Consider the following 15,077-nt stretch of genomic DNA (forward strand, 5'->3'; position numbering starts at 1 on the left):
CACATGGCCGCGGAACGCAAGCAGCTCCTCCTCCGGCTCGACCCGGCGGTGCACGACGCACTCGCCAGGTGGGCCGGGGACGAGCTGCGCAGCACCAACGCCCAGATCGAGTACCTGTTGCGCAAGGCACTCGCCGACGCCGGCCGCCTGCCCGGAGGAGTGAGCCGGATGCGGCGGCCCGGCCGGCCCCGCGCGGACGAGACCACCACCGAACCGGAAGGAGAATGACGTGGAAGTGCCCGGCAGTCTTCCCCAGCGGGTGTTCCTGCTGGCCTACGACCCCGAGAAGGGGCGGTTCCGCGTGGGCACGAACCTCGGCGCCATGGTTCGCGCCGCGGCCCTCGCCGATCTCTACCTCGACGGCCGCCTCACCGACGAGAACGGCCGCCCCGCCGCCGCGGACCGGCGCCCCGGCATCGACCTCGTCCTCGCGACGGTCCTCGAGGAGGTCGCCAGTTCCCGGCCGCGCAAGTGGCAGTCGTGGATCGGCCGTGGTCAGCGCGCCACCGTCAGCGCGGTGCGCGAGCAGCTCAGCGCGGGCGGCTGGATCCGGGTCGAGCCCCGCAGGATTCTCGGGCTGTTCCCCACGACCAGGGTGACCCTGCGCGACCCGCGTGTCCGCAAGAACCTGCTCGGCCGGGTCAGCGGCGCACTCCGGGACCCGGTCGGCCGCGTCGACCTCGCGGACGCGGCACTGGTGGCCATCGTCGCCGCCGGTGAACTCGGTGTCGTCCTCAGCCGGAGGGCCCGGCGGGACGCCAAGCGCCGCATCCAGGAACTGACCGACCTGAGCGGGCCGGTCGGCCCGGCGCTGCGCAAGCAGATCGCGGCCGAGGCCGCCGCGGCGGCCGGCGGCTAGCTTTAGACGAGCCGCAGACTTGTCGGTCAGGGCAGGCCGGCGGCCCAGAGGAGCCCCCGCTCCGTGAGGGTCCGGGTCGGGGGCAGGGTCAGGTCGGCGGGGGAGTGACCGAGCGTGGAGACGAAGACGCGGCCCTCGCCGAACGGGCGGGTCCAGGCGACCGGCATGACGGTTCCGGCGGTCTCCGGCGCCTCGGGCACACCGGCGAACGTCGTGGTGGCCAGGACGTTCAGGGCCGGGTCGACATGGCAGTAGTACTGCTCGGTGTGCACCGGGAAGCTGGTCAGCCCGGCGGTGACGGGATGCTCGGCGGCGATGTCGACGACGTGGTCGACGAAGCCGCCGGGGTGGAAGAGGAAGCGGCCGCCGACCATGTACTGGTAGCGGGCGGCCTCGTAGCCGACGGCCAGGACACCGCCGTGCCAGCCGGCGAAACCGGCGCCGGCGTGGACCCGGTCGACCAGGTTGGCCTCCTGGGCGGCGGTGAAGGAACCGTGGGTCCAGCACTGGACGATCAGGCCGGCCGCGTCGAGCGTGCCGCGGTCGTCGTAGACGTCCAGCGAGTCCGCCGTCTCGATCGTGAAGCCGTGTGACTCCAGGAAGTCGCGGAAGAGGTCGGTGCAGGCTACGGGTTCGTGGCCGTCCCAGCCGCCACGCACGATCAGGGCCTTCATGGTGCAGACGATACTTCCGGCGCCGTCCTTCGCCGCCGGCCGGCGTACGGTAAGAATTGGGGTGTGGCCGGCGCCGGAATCGCCTAGCGTGCCCCGGATGAATGCTCGGTTGACGGCGATCTGCGTCGATGCCGGAAAGCCTCGGGAGCTGGCGCGGTTCTGGAGCGCGGTGCTGCTGCGCGAGATCGGGGACGACGGCGTCACGTTGCCGGCCGACGGCCCGGAACAGTATTCGGTGCGGTTCACCGAACGGGCGGAACCGAAGGCCGGCCCCAATCGGATGCACTTCGATCTGTCCAGCGCGGCACCCGGGGACCAGGAGCGGACCGTGGCGCGGGCGCTCGCGGCGGGAGCGCGGCACATTGATGTCGGTCAGCGTCCGGAGGAGGAGCACGTGGTGCTCGCGGATCCGGAGGGCAACGAGTTCTGTGTGATCGAGTACGGCAACGACTTCCTCGCCGGATGCGGGCTCATCGGTGCCCTGTCCTGCGACGGGAGCCGGGAGGTCGGCTATTTCTGGAGCGCTGTCCTGGGCTGGCCGCTGGTCTGGGACCAGGATGCGGAAACCGCGATCCAGTCGCCGTCGGGCGGGATGAAAATCAGCTGGGGCGGGCCGCCGCTGCCGCCGAAGAACGGGCGGGGACGGGTGCGGCTCGACATTGCCGGAGCCGGTGCCGAACGGCTGGTCGCACTCGGCGCCACCCGGGCCGGCCACCTCGAGATGGCCGACCCCGACGGCAACGAGTTCCAGATCTGCTAGACGTTGTCGACGGCCGCCTGCTCGACCGGAATGGCGGCCTTGTAACGCTTGAGGAACGCGTCGAAACCGTCCGCGTCGGCCGGGGCCGGTTCGGCGACGGTGACCTCGGCGCCGGCGAAGACGGTAGTGTTCAGGAAGTCTGCCAGCGTCTGATCGGGATTGCGAGTGGCCAGGAAAGAGGCCAGCAGGGCGATGCCCCAGGCGCCACCCTCCGACGCGGTGTCACCCACCGTGACCGGGGTGCGGATGGCCGCGGCGAGCAGGTTCTGCGCGACGCCCTCGGTCTTGAACAGGCCGCCGTGCGCGAACATGCTGTCCAGGCGTACCCCCTCGGCCTGCAGGATCTCCATGCCGATCCGCAGCGTGGCGAGCGCCGCGAACAGGTGCGTGCGCATGAAGTTGGCGAGCGTGAACCGGCTGTCCGGTGAGCGCAGGAACAGCGGGCGGCCCTCGTGCAGCCCGGTGATCGGCTCGCCGGACAGGTAGTTGAACGCCAGCAGGCCGCCGCCGTCCGGCTCGCCGCGCAGCGCGGCCCGGAACAGCGTCTCGAAGACCGCGGACCCGTCGACCTCGACGCCCGCCGCGGCGGCGAACTCGGCGAACAGGCCGGCCCAGGCGTTCAGCTCGCTGGCGCCGTTGTTGCAGTGCACCATCGCGACCGGATCGCCGGCCGGGGTGGTGACCAGGTCGATCTCCGAGTACCGCCGGCTCAGCTCGTTCTCCAGGACGATCATCGCGAAGATGCTGGTGCCGGCGCTGATGTTGCCGGTGCGCGGCGCGATCGAGTTGGTGGCCACCATGCCGGTGCCGGCGTCACCCTCCGGCGGGCACAGCGGGATCCCCGGCCGCAGCGTGCCGGTCGGGTCGAGCAGCGCGGCACCGGCCTCGGTCAGCGAACCGGCGGGCTCACCGGCGGCGCGCACCGCCGGGAGCAGCTCACGGACCTTGAACGTCAGGCCGTGCTCGGCGATCAGGTCGTCGAACTGCCCGAGCACCCGGCTGTGGAAGTCACCGGTGGCCGAGTCGATCGGGACCATGCCGCTCGCGTCGCCGACACCGAGGACCTTCTCGCCGGTGAGCTGCCAGTGCACGTAACCGGCCAGCGTGGTCAGGTGGGCGAGGCGCGGCAGGTGGTCCTCGTTGTTGAGGACGGCCTGGTAGAGGTGTGCGGCGCTCCAGCGGTGCGGGATGTTGTGGCCGAAGACCTCGCTGAGTTTCTCGGAGGCGGCCCCGGTGTTCGTGTTGCGCCAGGTCCGGAACGGGGTCAGCAGCTCGCCGCCGGCGTCGAAGGCCAGGTAGCCGTGCATCATCGCGGACACGCCGAGCGCGCCGGTGGTGGTGAGCTCGACGCCGTACCGCCGGTGGACGTCGGCGGCGACACCGGCGAACGCCTCCCGTAGGCCCGCCCAGACGGCGTCCAGCGAGTAGGTCCAGACACGGTCGACGAACTGGTTCTCCCAGTCGTGCGTCCCGGCGGCGACAACGGCGTGATCGGGGCCGGTCAGGACGGCCTTGATCCGGGTCGAGCCCAGCTCGATGCCCAGTGCGGTGCGGCCCTGTTCAATCGCCGCGCGTACGTCAGCGTCGGACATCGTCACCGTTTGCTCCTCGAGTTCAGCTGCTGGTTGTTAACGTTCACTATCGCCGGGTGTTTCGCCCGTCCTCCGGCATAGTGCCAGTTCAACCCGCTTGATCGTCGGCGGAGGGCGGTCGAGTTGGCTCCGGTGAAGGCAGGGGCTCAGGGTAGCGTGCGCATGCGCTCCGGGGAAAGGAACCGGTAACGGCGCCGAAATCCGCTGGACGGCCCGGTCGCCGCACACAAGGCCAGGAGCCCGGATGTGCCCGGGCTCCTGGCCTGTGTGGTTGCGGCGCTGGGTGAGCGCGTCCTAGTTCCGGCGTTTCGTCAGGTGGATCTCGACCTGGTCGCCGTCCTTCTTGCCGATCGCCTTGCGCACCTGGCCGTTGATGGGCAACTTGTGCGTGCCGTCGCCGAGTGCCATGAAGGCGCCGTCGAACGGTTCGCCGTCCACGGTGCCGGAGACCTTGACCAGGTCCCGGGTGCCGAAGATCTCGGCCGAGTTGGGCATCTTCACGCAGGTCCAGGTGTCACCCGGATTGATCTTGCCCAGCGTTGCGGTGAAGGTGATGTCGAGCGGTCCGGCCGCCATGGTGCGTCCTCCCGAGCATTCGTCCATCTTTAGTACTTGAGGGTACTTATTGCCGACAGCATAGGAGGGCCATTAAAGTACTGTCCAGTTTTATTGGAGGTCGGCCATCACCGGATCACTGGCTCGCCGGCGCGGGCGCCCCAGCGGCAGTCGCGGTGCCGAACTGCTCGGCGTCGCGCGTGAGTTGTTCCTCGAGCACGGGTTCGCGGCCACCACCATGGACACCATCGCCGCGGCGGCCCGCATCTCCAAGGCGTCGCTCTATGTGCAGCACTCCTCGAAGGACGCGCTCTACGCCGCGGTCGTGCGGGACTGGGCAGGCCGGGGACGGGGCGCCATGGAGCCGCATCTCGGTGCGCTGCTGAACGCGGAGGACCTGGCGGCCGCGCTCGGCGTCTTCGCCCGTACGTTGCAGGCCGCGGTACTCAGCCGGGACGTCCTGCGCATGCGCCGCCTCGTCGCGGCGGAGGCGGACCGGCATCCCGAGGTGGCCGCCGAATACGTCACCGAGAGCTGGGATCGCAACGTCGGCGCACTCGCCGCCACGTTTGCCGAACTGGCCCGCCGTGGCGATCTCCGGGTGGACGATCCGGCTGTGGCCGCGGAGCAGTTCACCTGGATGGTGCTCGGAGCGCCCTTGAACGACCACAGCGTGCGGGGCGGCGCGGCGAGAACAGCGGGCCTGGCCGCCACGGCCGACGCAGCGACGGCCACGTTCCTCGCCCGTTACGGCAGTGCCGCCACCGGTGCGGGCGCCTCGTCGAGAGCCCGGCGGCGCACACCGACGACCAGCAGGTAGCCGACCATCCAGAACTCGGCGACGGAGGCGGGGTACGCCAGCGCGTCGAACAGGGCCTGTGCGTCGTCGGCGAGGTAGAGGACGAAGGGACTGAGCACGTACCCGAACCCGCCGGCGATCAGGAGCCATCCCAGGCCGCGCGGCATCCAGCCCGAGCGCAGCACGCACCGGCCCATCGGGATGAGCCACAGGCCGAAGAACAGCGCACCGACGGCCCACAGGTTGAGGCTGATCAGATGGAGAACCTGGACGGTGGCCGCCGCGTCGCCGAACGGGTCGGCGGAGACCTGGACCGCCGTGCCCAGCATGGCCGCGCTCGCGAGGCCGACGACCGCGTTGACCAGGCCGAATGCGGCGATGCCACTCGCGGCGAAGGAGTCCACGCCACGGAACAGGCGGTAGAACCAGGCGGCGGTGAGGGCCTGGGCGACGACCATGGCCAGCTCCAGTGCGACACCCGCGCGGGCGAGCGAGTCGTGCGAGACCAGGTTGGCCAGCGTCACGCCGGGGTCGTCAGAGGCGAAGAGCTTTGGACGTACGACGAGAAAGCCCATGATTGCGGTCAGAGCCATGCCCAGATAGAAGAGGCCGGTCGTGCGGGCGGTGCGGACCAGCGGATGCATCGTGTCTCCCTCTATTGCTCGATGTCGGGGTATCCGAAGACGTCGTCGAGCCGGACCTGGAACACCCGGGCGATCTGGAACGCCACCTCCAACGACGGTGAGTAGCGCCCCTGCTCGATGGCGATGACGGTCTGCCGGGTGACCCCGATGCGGTCGGCCAGCTCGGCCTGGGTCATCTCCCCGTGCGCGAAACGCAGCGCCCGGATCGAGTTGGTGACTCTGGTGGGTTTGCCCATGATCACCATCCTCGCCGGTACGCCACGAGCTTGACCGACGACGAGGCGAGCGCGGCCAGCACGAACGCCAGGTAGAGCGCGTGGGCGATCCAGAACTGATCCACCCGCGCCATGGCCATCGCAAGCGGCACCACAGCGGCGATGCTCATGACATAGAACCCGACGAACTCCCCCCGCGTGTTGATCGCCCGATCCCGCTCATCGGTCCTGCCGTCATCCCCGCGCGAGGCCACAGCGGTCACGATCGCGAGAACGATCCCCACCCCGATCCCGACCCCGATCGACGCGAGCATCGGCTCGGCATAGTCGATCGTCGCCACGTCGGTGCTCGGCACCTGGGACAGAACACTCGCCAGGTAGGCGATCGGCACCACGGCACCGACCAGTGCGGAGATCCAGGTGCGCTTCTCTTCGGAGGACACGTCGCGCTCCCATGTATAAAAAGTTTGACATCTCGAAGGTAAAGCAGAGTCGACTCGATGTCAATAATCTTTTACCTTGAGGGGGTTGGGTCGCTCGGGAGAGGGAGGGGGGATCTGGTTCTTCTCGGCGATTCGGGGGTCGGGCGTGTTGCCTAGCGTGACTGGCGTGATGAAGACGCGCTCTCCTGTCGTTGTCGCGGGTTTGGTGGCGGCTGCTCTGGTGCTCACGTCCGGGCAGTACGGGTATCACCGTGACGAGTTGTACTTCCGGTTTCTCGGTCAGCATCCGGCGTGGGGGTACGTGGATCAGCCGCCCGGGACGCCGATGATCGCTCGGGCGGCGGTGTGGCTGTTCGGGGACACGCTGTGGGGGCTGCGCCTGCCGTCGGCGCTGGCGGTGGCGGCCGTGGCGATGCTGCTCGCGCTGATCGCCCGTGAGGTGGGCGCGGGCGCGGTGGGGCAGTCGCTCGCGGCGGTCGGGGCGGCGGGTACCGGTGTTCTGGTGGTGGGGCACGTGCTGACCACGGTCGCGTTCGACGCGGTGGTGTGGCTGGCGGTGCTGCTGTTCGCGGCGCGGGCGCTGCTGCGGGCGGATCCGCGATGGTGGGTCGGTGTCGGCGTCACGGCCGGCGTGGGCATGTGGAACAAGCTCCTGGTCGTGCTTCTGATCCTCGCGCTGCTGGCGGCACTGGCGGTGGCGGGGCCGAGGGAGGCGCTGCGGTCGCGGTGGCTGTGGATCGGGTTCGGGATCGGGGCGGTGATCGCGCTGCCGAACGCGATCTATCAGGTGGTCAACGACTTTCCGCAACTGTCCATGGCGGCGGCGCTCGCGGAGAACAAGGGTGACGAGGCGCGTGCTCTGCTCGTACCCTTTCAAATCGTCGCGATAGGCCTGCCCCTTTTTCCGGTGCTTGCGGCCGGCGTGGTTTGCCTGCTGCGCAGGCCGCAATTGCGGCCGATCCGTGCGTTCGCGGTGGCCTATCTGCTCCTCCTGCCGGTGCTGTTCGTGATGGCCGCACAGCCCTACTACGCCGCCGGTCTCGCCCTGGCCTGCTATGCGGTCGGCGCCGCGGTGACCGAGAACTGGGCGCGCAGCGTCCTCCGGCGCGTGCTGCTGGTGGCCGCTGTGGTGGTGAACGTGCTGCTGGCGGCGGCTTTCGCGCTGCCGGTGTTCCCGCTGGCGGTGCAGGAGACGATCGGGCTGGCCGAGATGAATCAGGTGAGCCGGGACCAGATCGGATGGCCGGAATACACGCGGCAGGTGGCCGAGATCGCCGCGACGGTGCCGGGTGCGGCCGTGATCACCAGCAATTACGGGGAGCACGGCGCGCTTCACCGATATGGGCCGGAGCTCGGCATGGATACCGGCCTCATCTTCAGCGGGCAGAACGAATTGCACCGCATCGCGCGGCCGGCGGACGGGACCGAAGTGGTGGTGCTGGTCGGTGTTCAGGCGCCGTCGATGTTCGATTCGTGCCGGGTGGAGGGGCGGCTGGATTCCGGCTGGGACATCGAGAACGAGGAGCAGGGCGTGCTGATCTCGGTCTGTCGCGGTCCGGTGAAGCCGTGGACGGAGCTGTGGCCGGCCTTCCAGCACTACGACTGACCCGGGCGCTGTCGCCTGAGTAGAACGTGTTCTATTCTCGGCGGCATGACATCGACGGTATCGACTGTTCGTGACCTGGCGCGGCGATCCCAGGCCGCGGCCGGCGCGAAGGACCGCGAGGCGTGGCTCGGGCTGTTCGCCGACGACGCGGTGGTGGAGGACCCCGTCGGCCCGTCACCGCTCTGCCCGGACGGCCGCGGGCATCGCGGTGCGGCGGCCATCGCCGCGTTCTACGACAGCGTGATCGGGCGGGTGGACGGGATGCGCTTCGAGATCGAGCGGTCCTATCTCTGCGGTGACGAGGTCGCGGACGTCGGCAGCATCCACATCACGCTGCCGGGAGGGCACGCCGCGCGGGTGTGCGGTGTCTTCACCTATCGCAGCGACGGTGCGGACCGGATCGCGGCCCTGCGGGCGTACTGGGAGTTCAGCAACCCTTCCTGAGCGTCCAGGCCATCCGCAGCTTGCGGGGTGTGCCGTTGAGCCGGCTCGGATCCCCGCCGGGCGGTGACACCGTCGCCGTCTCGACCGGGGCTGCCCCGCAGGCGCGATAGAACTGCTGCGCGGCCACGTTCTGCTCCAGCACCCAGAGGTACATTCCGGGCGCCGCCGCCCGCGCGGTGATCGCCGCGGTGGCGCGGTCCAGCAGCGCGGTGCCGATGCCGGTGCGCTGCCAGGCGGCGGCGACGTGCAGGTTGTCGACGAGGCTGCCCCACGCGGGATCGTCGTCGAACACGACATGGACGAAACCCGCCACCCGCCCGCCGACCTCGGCGACGACGGTCTCGGTGCCGGCCGGCGCGGCCAGCCTGGCGGACCAGACGGACCGGCGGTCGGCCGCGATGTCACCGTCGAGGAACGAGTCGGCGTAGGCACCCCGGTAGTGCCGGCGCCAGCTGGCCGTGTGGACGGCGGCGATCTCCTCGGCGTCTCGGGAGCCGGCGGCGCGGAACTCGGGCATGGGCGTCTCCTTGTCGCGGCTTGCCCGGCGCACCACGCGCCGGGCCCGGTCCTCACCCGGAGCACCCCGCCCACGATCGGAGGGTTGCCGGCCAGCAAGCCGGGGCTTCGCGCTGGCACTCATGACCGGCCCGAATCCTACCCGCCGCGGTTACTCGCTGAACTCGGTGACGGAGAGCGCCCGTTCCAGCAGCCCGGCGGCCAGGTCGTCACCGCGGATCACGAAGCTGCCGTAGTAGTACTCGCCGTCCACGGGAAAGCGGGCGAGCGATACCCACTCCCGCGTCAGCCGGTGCTTCTCCCTGTCCACTGCGGAATACCACTGCGCCACCGGGACGACGATCTCGCCGGCCTTCTCGCGCCCCGCGAGGGTCTGCTCGGCGATGCTCGTGATCACCTCGTCGTCGGCGTAGCCGCCGACGTAGGCGCTGGGGAGCCCGTCGCCGCGCGGCCAGAGCTCGTCGGCCAGGGCACTCAGTTCGTCCAGGTGCGGCACGTCGCTGATCAGCTGCTCCTGGAAGGGGGAGAGGTCGTCGTCCTCCAGGTCCTCCTCGGTCGGGAACCACGGGGGCAGCTCGGCGACGAGTGTGGCGCCGAGCGCGGTCGAATCCCCGGTGATCTCGATGCCGGCGGGTGTGTGGAGGACTCTCGCGGACCCGCCGGCCAGATGGTCCTTCTCGTGGTCGAGGAAGAAGAGCAGGGATCCGCCGGCGGGCAGGGCGAGGCCGTCGACCGCCGGCAGCGCCGCACAGTCGACGGCGAAGACGAACGGCAACGGGCTGCCGTCGGTGTCCGGCCAGTCCACGCCGTCCGGTAGCTGAGGGGAACCACCGAACCGGCCGACCGGTGCGCCGGCGGGGCTTCCGCTCAGGCGGATCGACAGGCGGAGGTGCTCGGCGAAGACGTCGATCTCGTCGTCCGGGACGTCCAGCGCGAGCGCGGCACCGCGAAATCGCCCTTGATGATCCATAGCGGAGCATGATGCCACGATGGATTACTGGCGGCACGTCCTGATCGAGCGGATCGGGGACATCGGTAAGTACTTCTGTGGGGTTTGCAAGCGTGGGTGGGTGCTGGAGTGCGTCGTGGTGATGAGCGGGACGAGGTTGTGGGTCTGCGAGGAGTGTGACCACGTCTGGCTCAGCGCGGAGGAGAGTCGTCTGCGGCCGCGTCTCGAGAACCTTCAGCAGATCGTCGAGCCGGCGGACGGGACGCTGGCGGACCTCGTGGTGGGCGGGTGGGAGCAGCTCAGGCTTGCTGTCGACGTAGATTAGCGCAGCAGGCCGGAGTCGTGCAGGTGGGTGAAGATGATGTCGTCGACGGGGGAGACGCGGGTGCGGTCGGCCAGGGTGAGCCAGGCGATCTCGGCGATCTCGTTCGCCGGGGTCAGTTCGCCGGTGAACCGGGCGGTGTAGCAGGTCATCCGGACGGTGACTCCGCTGCGGTGGCCGTGTGCCTGGGCCTCGAACGTCCCGACGTGTTCGGCGGTTGAGGGCTCGATGTCGACCGAGAGTTCCTCACGGATCTCCCGCACCAGGGTGCCGAGGTCGGACTCGCCGGGCTCGCGCTTGCCGCCGGGCAGGTAGTAGACGTCCTTGCCGTGCGACCGGGTGCTCAGCACACGACCTTCCCGCAGAAGGATCCAGGCGATCTTGTCAATCGGTGACGGCACCGCGCGAGTCTAGCGGCGCGTCAGGGCGGAGGCAGGTAGGTCGCCCGTACCGTGAGCGGCGGGCTCGGTGCCGACTCGAGGCCGGCCGCGTCGACGGCGACGACGGTGTACTCGTGGGTGGTGGCCGCGCCCACCGGCAGGGTCAGGGAGGTGCCGCTGGTCTCGCCCACCGGGGTGGCGCCCTCGTACACCCGGTAGGTGCCGGCTGATCCGGACCAGGACAGGGTCACCTCCGCGCCGGACGGCCAGGTCGTGTGGACGTTGCCGGTCAACGCCAGGCCGGCGGGTGCCTCCGGGCGCGAGACCGGGCCTGCGGGGGTGGTCACCGCGGTGCGCCGGCTGCGGGGAGTCTCTCCGCAGGCCTGAAGAACAGCCAGGACACGGTACGCGTGACCCGACGCCGACGGCAGCCCGCTGAGCACGATGTGCGGGTATCGCGTGGTCGCGACCTCCACGTCCCGATCGAACACGGTGTACGAGGAGGCAGCCGCCTCCACGCTCCAGGACAGACGCACCGAACCGGGTGACAGGGCGGTCGCCTCGTTGACGACGGGCCGGGGCGGTTCGCTCATGCAGTCCGCGGTCGCGGCGGTGACCGCGGAGCTGTGCGCGGACTCGTTGCCGGCCGAGTCCAGGGCCGCGACGGTGAACCGGTGCCGGGTGGCGTGGTGCAGGCGGTCCACGGTGACGGCCGACGCGGCCGTGACGGCGACCAGCGTCGCGCCGTCGTAGATCGCGTACCGGGCCGGCGGCGATCCGGCCGGCGCACTCCATGCCAGGCCGACGGTGGTGTCGGTCTGGCCGGTCACGGTCAGGCCGGAGGGTGCCGATGGCGGGGTGGCGCTGCCAGCGGTGGTCGTGGCGGTGAGCGAGGCCACCTGGACGGCGCCGCCACCGTCGATGTGGCAGCGATTCGTGCGGTACAGCGTCACCTGATGCGCCGATCCGGGTGCCAGGCCGCCGATGCGGGCACCGGTCGCCGCGGTCCAGCCGAGGCTTTGCCCGTCGAGCCTCAGCTCCAGGTCGCCGCCGAGCGGGTGCCGCGCCCAGCTGACGCTGATCGCCGTTGCGGTGGTGCCGGTGATCGAGATCGGGACGGCGGAGATCGGCATGCACTCCGGGTTGTAGCCGTACAGCCAGGATCGGCCGGTGACCGGGGCGGTGCGCGCCGATTCCCGGCCACGGCGGTCGACGGCCGACACGGTGTAGTTGTGTGACGACCCGAAGGGCACCTCAAGAGAGGCGGTGGTGGTGCTTACGCGCGCCACCACGGTGTCGTCCTCGTACACCCGGAACGACGTCGCCGGGGATCCGACCCGCGGCTGTTCCCAGGCGAGGGAGACACCGGTGCCGATCGTGCTCGCCCAGAGCCCGGCGGGTGTGGCCGGCCCCGGTGGCGCGGCGGCGGCCGGCGGGGCAGCACTCGCGACGACGACCGCGGCGGCGATCAGGACAGCACCACGACGGCGAAGCGATCGGCTCACGAGCATCCCTCCGATAGCAAACACATCGATGACAATCGAACGATTGCGGCCGCGGTGCTGTCAACCGGGAGGGCTCATCGTGCGAAGAGGGCATCGGCGAAGCGGGTCCAGTGGTGCCACATGTCGATGGCGGGGTTGCGGAGCCAGTTGAGCTGGAGGCCGTCCATGTAGGCGTAGATCTCGATGGCGGCCTCCTCGCCGCTGCCGGGGAAACGGGTCTCCAGCAGGGTGGCCATGGCGGTGATGCTGTCGCGCAGGCGGGCAGCGAAGTACTGGTGTGCGGGGTGTGCGGGATCCAGGGCCTCGGCGGCCAGGACGGTGTAGAGGCGGACTATCTCGGGTTGGCCGATGTTGCGGCGGACGATGGCGTCGAGGGCGGCGCGGGCGTCGGGGGGTGCGGCGGCCAGGGCGGCGGAGTCGCGGGTGTCGCGGAGGGTCAGGACGTCGAGGAGCAGCTGTTCCTTGGACCCGACGTGGTGCAGGACGCCGGCGCGGGTCAGGCCGGTGGCCTCGGCCAGGGCTTTGATGGAGAAGCGGTGGTAGCCGATGCGGGCGATCAGCGCGGTGGCCTCGGTGACGAGCTGGCCGCGCCGGGCGTCGGCGGTGAGGCGTACCCGTCTTGTGGTCATCGCCAAGGATCGTAGACTCTGCACTACCTACACTAGTGTCAGTAAGGGGACGGGATGACGGCCTTCGGGGAAGCGGTGGAGCGGGTGCGCGCGGGTGCGGACCTCGCCGCGCAGACGGAAGGGCTACTGGGTCAGCTCACCACCGAGGAGAAGCTGTGGCTGCTGGACGGCGACGACGAGTTCTGGCCGGGCATGGCGGAGATGACGGTCGCGTACAACACCAGGCCGATCGTGATGGGCGCGGTCGACCGGCTCGGCATCCCCGGACTGCGCTTCAGCGACGGGCCGCGCGGTGTGGTGATGGGTGCGTCGACGGCGTTTCCGGTGTCGATGGCACGCGGCGCGACGTGGGACACCGGCTTGGAGGAGCGCGTCGGGCTGGCGATCGGCCGGGAGATGCGCGCCCAGGGCGCGAATTTCTTCGGCGGGGTGTGCATCAATCTGCCGCGGCATCCGGCCTGGGGGCGGATTCAGGAGACGTACGGGGAGGAGCCGCTGCTTCTCGGTGAGTTCGGCGCCGCGCTCGTCCGGGGTGTGCGGCGCAACGCGATGGCGGTGGCCAAGCACTACGCGCTCAACAGCATGGAGAACGCCCGCTTCAAGGTTGACGTGACGGCGGACGAGGCCACGCTGCACGAGGTCTACCTGCCGCACTTCCGCCGGGTCGTGGAGGAGGGCGTCGACGGGATCATGACGGCCTACAACTCGGTGAACGGCGAGTGGGCCGGCCAGAACGCGGAGCTGATGGAGGGCATCCTGCGCGGGCGCTGGGGGTTCACCGGCGTGACCGTTTCGGACTTCATCTTCGGGTTGCGGGACGCCGGTGGCTCGCTGCGGGCCGGGCTCGACGTCGAGGAGCCGTTCCGCCAGCAGCGGGCGTTGCGGCTGCCCGGGGAGCTGGAGGCCGGCACGGTCACGATCGAGCACGTGGACCGGGCGGCGCGGCGGATCCTGGCCACACAGCTCGCCCATCACGCGAGTGACCTGGAGCCGCAACCGGGTGCGGAGGTCGTCTTCAGCGCCGAGCACCGTGAGCTGGCGCGGGAGGTGTCGCGCCGGTCGATCGTGCTGCTCAAGAACGAGGGTGGGCTGCTCCCGCTGAACGCGGAGTCGTTGCGGTCGGTGGCGGTGGTCGGACGTCTCGCCGCGATGCCGAACACCGGCGACCACGGGTCGTCTAACGTGCGCTCCCCGGAGGTCGTGACCGCTGTCGACGGGCTGCGAGCCGTGCTTTCCTCCGTACATCTGGATCTTGTGGAAAAAGACGATGCGCAAGCCGCGGCAGAGGCGGCGCGCAACGCGGACGCCGCGATCGTGGTGGTCGGGTACACGGCTGCTGACGAGGGTGAGTATCTCGGTGCGGACGCGATGGCGGCGCCCGGTGTGACGGAGTGCTTCCCGCCGCTGCCGGAGGGCGCGCCGGCGCTGAACCTGGAGCAGGACGGGCTGGGTGCGACGGCGGGAGGTGACCGGGCGAGCCTGCGGCTCCGTCCGATCGACGTCGAGATCATCGAGGCGGTGGCGGCGGTCAACCCGCGCACGATCGTGGTGATCGTGACGGCCGGCGCGGTGATCACCGAGGAGTGGCGGGACCGGGTGCCGGCGGTGCTGGTGGGCTGGTACGGCGGTGTCGAGGGAGGCAACGCGCTCGCGGACGTCCTGCTCGGTGAAGCGGACGCGGCGGGGCGGCTGCCGTACTCGATCCCGGTCAGCGAGGAGCATCTGCCGTTCTTCGACCGTGACGCGGCGAGCATCGTGTACGACCGGTGGCACGGGCAGCGGCTGCTCGACCGTGACGGGCACCGGGCGGCGTTCCCGCTGGGGTTCGGGCTGTCCTACACGACGTTCGCGCTGGGTGGGCTGTCGGTGAAGCCGGTCTCGGGCGAGGGTTTCGAGGCGACGGTCAGCGTGACGAACACGGGGGAGCGGGCCGGGCGGCACGTGGTGCAGCTCTACGGACTGGCCGGCGCGCCGGACTTCCCGGCGCGGGTGCTGCTCGGGTTCGAGCCGGTCTCACTCGCCGCTGGGGAGTCGGCTGACGTGGTGGTCCGTGGGTCGACGCGACCGCTGCAGCGGTGGGTGGACGGCGGGTTCGTGCCGGCGGCTCGGCGGGTGGTGGTCGAGGCCGCGGCGTTCTCCGGCGACCCGGAGGCGGTGACCGCGGCACTCGACCTGTGACGGTGGT

General features: G+C 70.4%; 19 protein-coding genes and 1 riboswitch. Of the genes, 8 read left to right on the forward strand and 11 right to left on the reverse strand.

Annotated features, from left to right (window positions below; all coding sequences use genetic code 11):
* Positions 1-3: 3 nt before the first annotated feature.
* Both AB0M02_RS32270 and AB0M02_RS32275 read left to right on the forward strand, forming a co-directional pair.
* Complete coding sequence (locus AB0M02_RS32270) at positions 4-228, forward strand: hypothetical protein (protein ID WP_364233748.1); 225 nt, start codon at positions 4-6, stop codon at positions 226-228.
* A 1-nt stretch (position 229) separates the two neighbouring features.
* Positions 230-859, forward strand: a complete 630-nt coding sequence (locus AB0M02_RS32275; protein WP_364233750.1) for a GPP34 family phosphoprotein — start codon at positions 230-232, stop codon at positions 857-859.
* 26 nt (positions 860-885) lie between these two features.
* On the opposite strand, the gene AB0M02_RS32280 is transcribed toward AB0M02_RS32275, so the two are convergent.
* A complete protein-coding gene (locus tag AB0M02_RS32280; protein ID WP_364233751.1) occupies positions 886-1,533 on the reverse strand; it encodes a ThuA domain-containing protein in 648 nt (215 codons plus the stop codon).
* Between the two features lie 97 nt (positions 1,534-1,630).
* Between AB0M02_RS32280 and AB0M02_RS32285 the strand changes: the two genes are divergently transcribed.
* The gene (locus AB0M02_RS32285; protein WP_364233752.1) at positions 1,631-2,293 is read left to right on the forward strand and encodes a VOC family protein; all 663 of its coding nucleotides are present in this window, start codon (positions 1,631-1,633) and stop codon (positions 2,291-2,293) included.
* On the opposite strand, the gene AB0M02_RS32290 is transcribed toward AB0M02_RS32285, so the two are convergent.
* Together AB0M02_RS32290 and AB0M02_RS32295 are read right to left on the reverse strand one after the other, a co-directional pair.
* Complete coding sequence (locus AB0M02_RS32290; RefSeq protein WP_364234116.1) at positions 2,290-3,885, reverse strand: FGGY-family carbohydrate kinase; 1,596 nt, start codon at positions 3,883-3,885, stop codon at positions 2,290-2,292. The genes AB0M02_RS32285 and AB0M02_RS32290 overlap by 4 nt on opposite strands.
* Positions 3,886-4,179: 294 nt before the next feature.
* Entirely contained in the window at positions 4,180-4,461 is a 282-nt protein-coding gene (locus tag AB0M02_RS32295) for a DUF1905 domain-containing protein (protein ID WP_364233753.1), read from the reverse strand.
* Between the two features lie 163 nt (positions 4,462-4,624).
* Between AB0M02_RS32295 and AB0M02_RS32300 the strand changes: the two genes are divergently transcribed.
* Positions 4,625-5,260, forward strand: coding sequence for a TetR/AcrR family transcriptional regulator (locus tag AB0M02_RS32300; protein ID WP_364234118.1), 636 nt, complete (start codon positions 4,625-4,627; stop codon positions 5,258-5,260).
* Here the strand turns inward: AB0M02_RS32300 and AB0M02_RS32305 are convergent.
* Genes AB0M02_RS32305 through AB0M02_RS32315 form a run of 3 tightly spaced genes read right to left on the reverse strand, consistent with a single transcriptional unit; the run spans position 5,188 to position 6,541 of the window.
* Positions 5,188-5,883, reverse strand: coding sequence for a DUF4386 domain-containing protein (locus AB0M02_RS32305; RefSeq protein WP_364233755.1), 696 nt, complete (start codon positions 5,881-5,883; stop codon positions 5,188-5,190). The genes AB0M02_RS32300 and AB0M02_RS32305 overlap by 73 nt on opposite strands.
* An 11-nt stretch (positions 5,884-5,894) precedes the next feature.
* Positions 5,895-6,119, reverse strand: a complete 225-nt coding sequence (locus AB0M02_RS32310; RefSeq protein ID WP_364233757.1) for a helix-turn-helix transcriptional regulator — start codon at positions 6,117-6,119, stop codon at positions 5,895-5,897.
* A 2-nt stretch (positions 6,120-6,121) separates the two neighbouring features.
* Entirely contained in the window at positions 6,122-6,541 is a 420-nt protein-coding gene (locus tag AB0M02_RS32315) for a hypothetical protein (protein ID WP_364233758.1), read from the reverse strand.
* A gap of 169 nt (positions 6,542-6,710) precedes the next feature.
* On the opposite strand from AB0M02_RS32315, the gene AB0M02_RS32320 reads away from it, so the two are divergent.
* Both AB0M02_RS32320 and AB0M02_RS32325 read left to right on the forward strand, forming a co-directional pair.
* Positions 6,711-8,147: a glycosyltransferase family 39 protein gene (locus tag AB0M02_RS32320; RefSeq protein WP_364234120.1), complete on the forward strand. Its 1,437-nt coding sequence runs from the start codon at positions 6,711-6,713 to the stop codon at positions 8,145-8,147.
* Positions 8,148-8,192: 45 nt separating this feature from the next.
* The gene (locus tag AB0M02_RS32325) at positions 8,193-8,591 is read left to right on the forward strand and encodes a nuclear transport factor 2 family protein (RefSeq protein ID WP_364233760.1); all 399 of its coding nucleotides are present in this window, start codon (positions 8,193-8,195) and stop codon (positions 8,589-8,591) included.
* Here the strand turns inward: AB0M02_RS32325 and AB0M02_RS32330 are convergent.
* Entirely contained in the window at positions 8,575-9,108 is a 534-nt protein-coding gene (locus AB0M02_RS32330) for a GNAT family N-acetyltransferase (protein ID WP_364233761.1), read from the reverse strand. The two genes, AB0M02_RS32325 and AB0M02_RS32330, sit on opposite strands and share 17 nt — an antisense overlap.
* 11 nt (positions 9,109-9,119) lie before the next feature.
* Positions 9,120-9,235: riboswitch (SAM riboswitch) on the reverse strand.
* Between the two features lie 23 nt (positions 9,236-9,258).
* Positions 9,259-10,077 (reverse strand): DUF1963 domain-containing protein, encoded by an 819-nt coding sequence (locus tag AB0M02_RS32335; RefSeq protein ID WP_364233762.1) that lies wholly within the window; start codon positions 10,075-10,077, stop codon positions 9,259-9,261.
* Between the two features lie 19 nt (positions 10,078-10,096).
* On the opposite strand from AB0M02_RS32335, the gene AB0M02_RS32340 reads away from it, so the two are divergent.
* Positions 10,097-10,381 carry a hypothetical protein gene (locus AB0M02_RS32340; protein WP_364233764.1) on the forward strand — a complete coding sequence of 95 codons (285 nt, stop codon included), beginning with the start codon at positions 10,097-10,099 and terminating at the stop codon, positions 10,379-10,381.
* On the opposite strand, the gene AB0M02_RS32345 is transcribed toward AB0M02_RS32340, so the two are convergent.
* From AB0M02_RS32345 to AB0M02_RS32355, 3 genes are all read right to left on the reverse strand, one after another.
* A complete protein-coding gene (locus AB0M02_RS32345; protein ID WP_364233765.1) occupies positions 10,378-10,779 on the reverse strand; it encodes an NUDIX domain-containing protein in 402 nt (133 codons plus the stop codon). The two genes, AB0M02_RS32340 and AB0M02_RS32345, sit on opposite strands and share 4 nt — an antisense overlap.
* Positions 10,780-10,799: 20 nt before the next feature.
* On the reverse strand, positions 10,800-12,263 hold the full coding sequence (locus AB0M02_RS32350) for a hypothetical protein (protein ID WP_364233766.1): 1,464 nt from the start codon (positions 12,261-12,263) through the stop codon (positions 10,800-10,802).
* Between the two features lie 74 nt (positions 12,264-12,337).
* Positions 12,338-12,892, reverse strand: a complete 555-nt coding sequence (locus tag AB0M02_RS32355) for a helix-turn-helix domain-containing protein (protein ID WP_364233768.1) — start codon at positions 12,890-12,892, stop codon at positions 12,338-12,340.
* A 54-nt stretch (positions 12,893-12,946) separates the two neighbouring features.
* Here AB0M02_RS32355 and AB0M02_RS32360 point away from each other — a divergent pair, with 54 nt between their 5' ends.
* Positions 12,947-15,070 carry a glycoside hydrolase family 3 C-terminal domain-containing protein gene (locus AB0M02_RS32360; protein WP_364233771.1) on the forward strand — a complete coding sequence of 708 codons (2,124 nt, stop codon included), beginning with the start codon at positions 12,947-12,949 and terminating at the stop codon, positions 15,068-15,070.
* The last annotated feature ends 7 nt before the right edge of the window (positions 15,071-15,077 follow it).

The sequence above is a fragment of the Actinoplanes sp. NPDC051861 genome (assembly GCF_040681145.1).
Classification (GTDB): Bacteria; Actinomycetota; Actinomycetes; order Mycobacteriales; family Micromonosporaceae; genus Actinoplanes.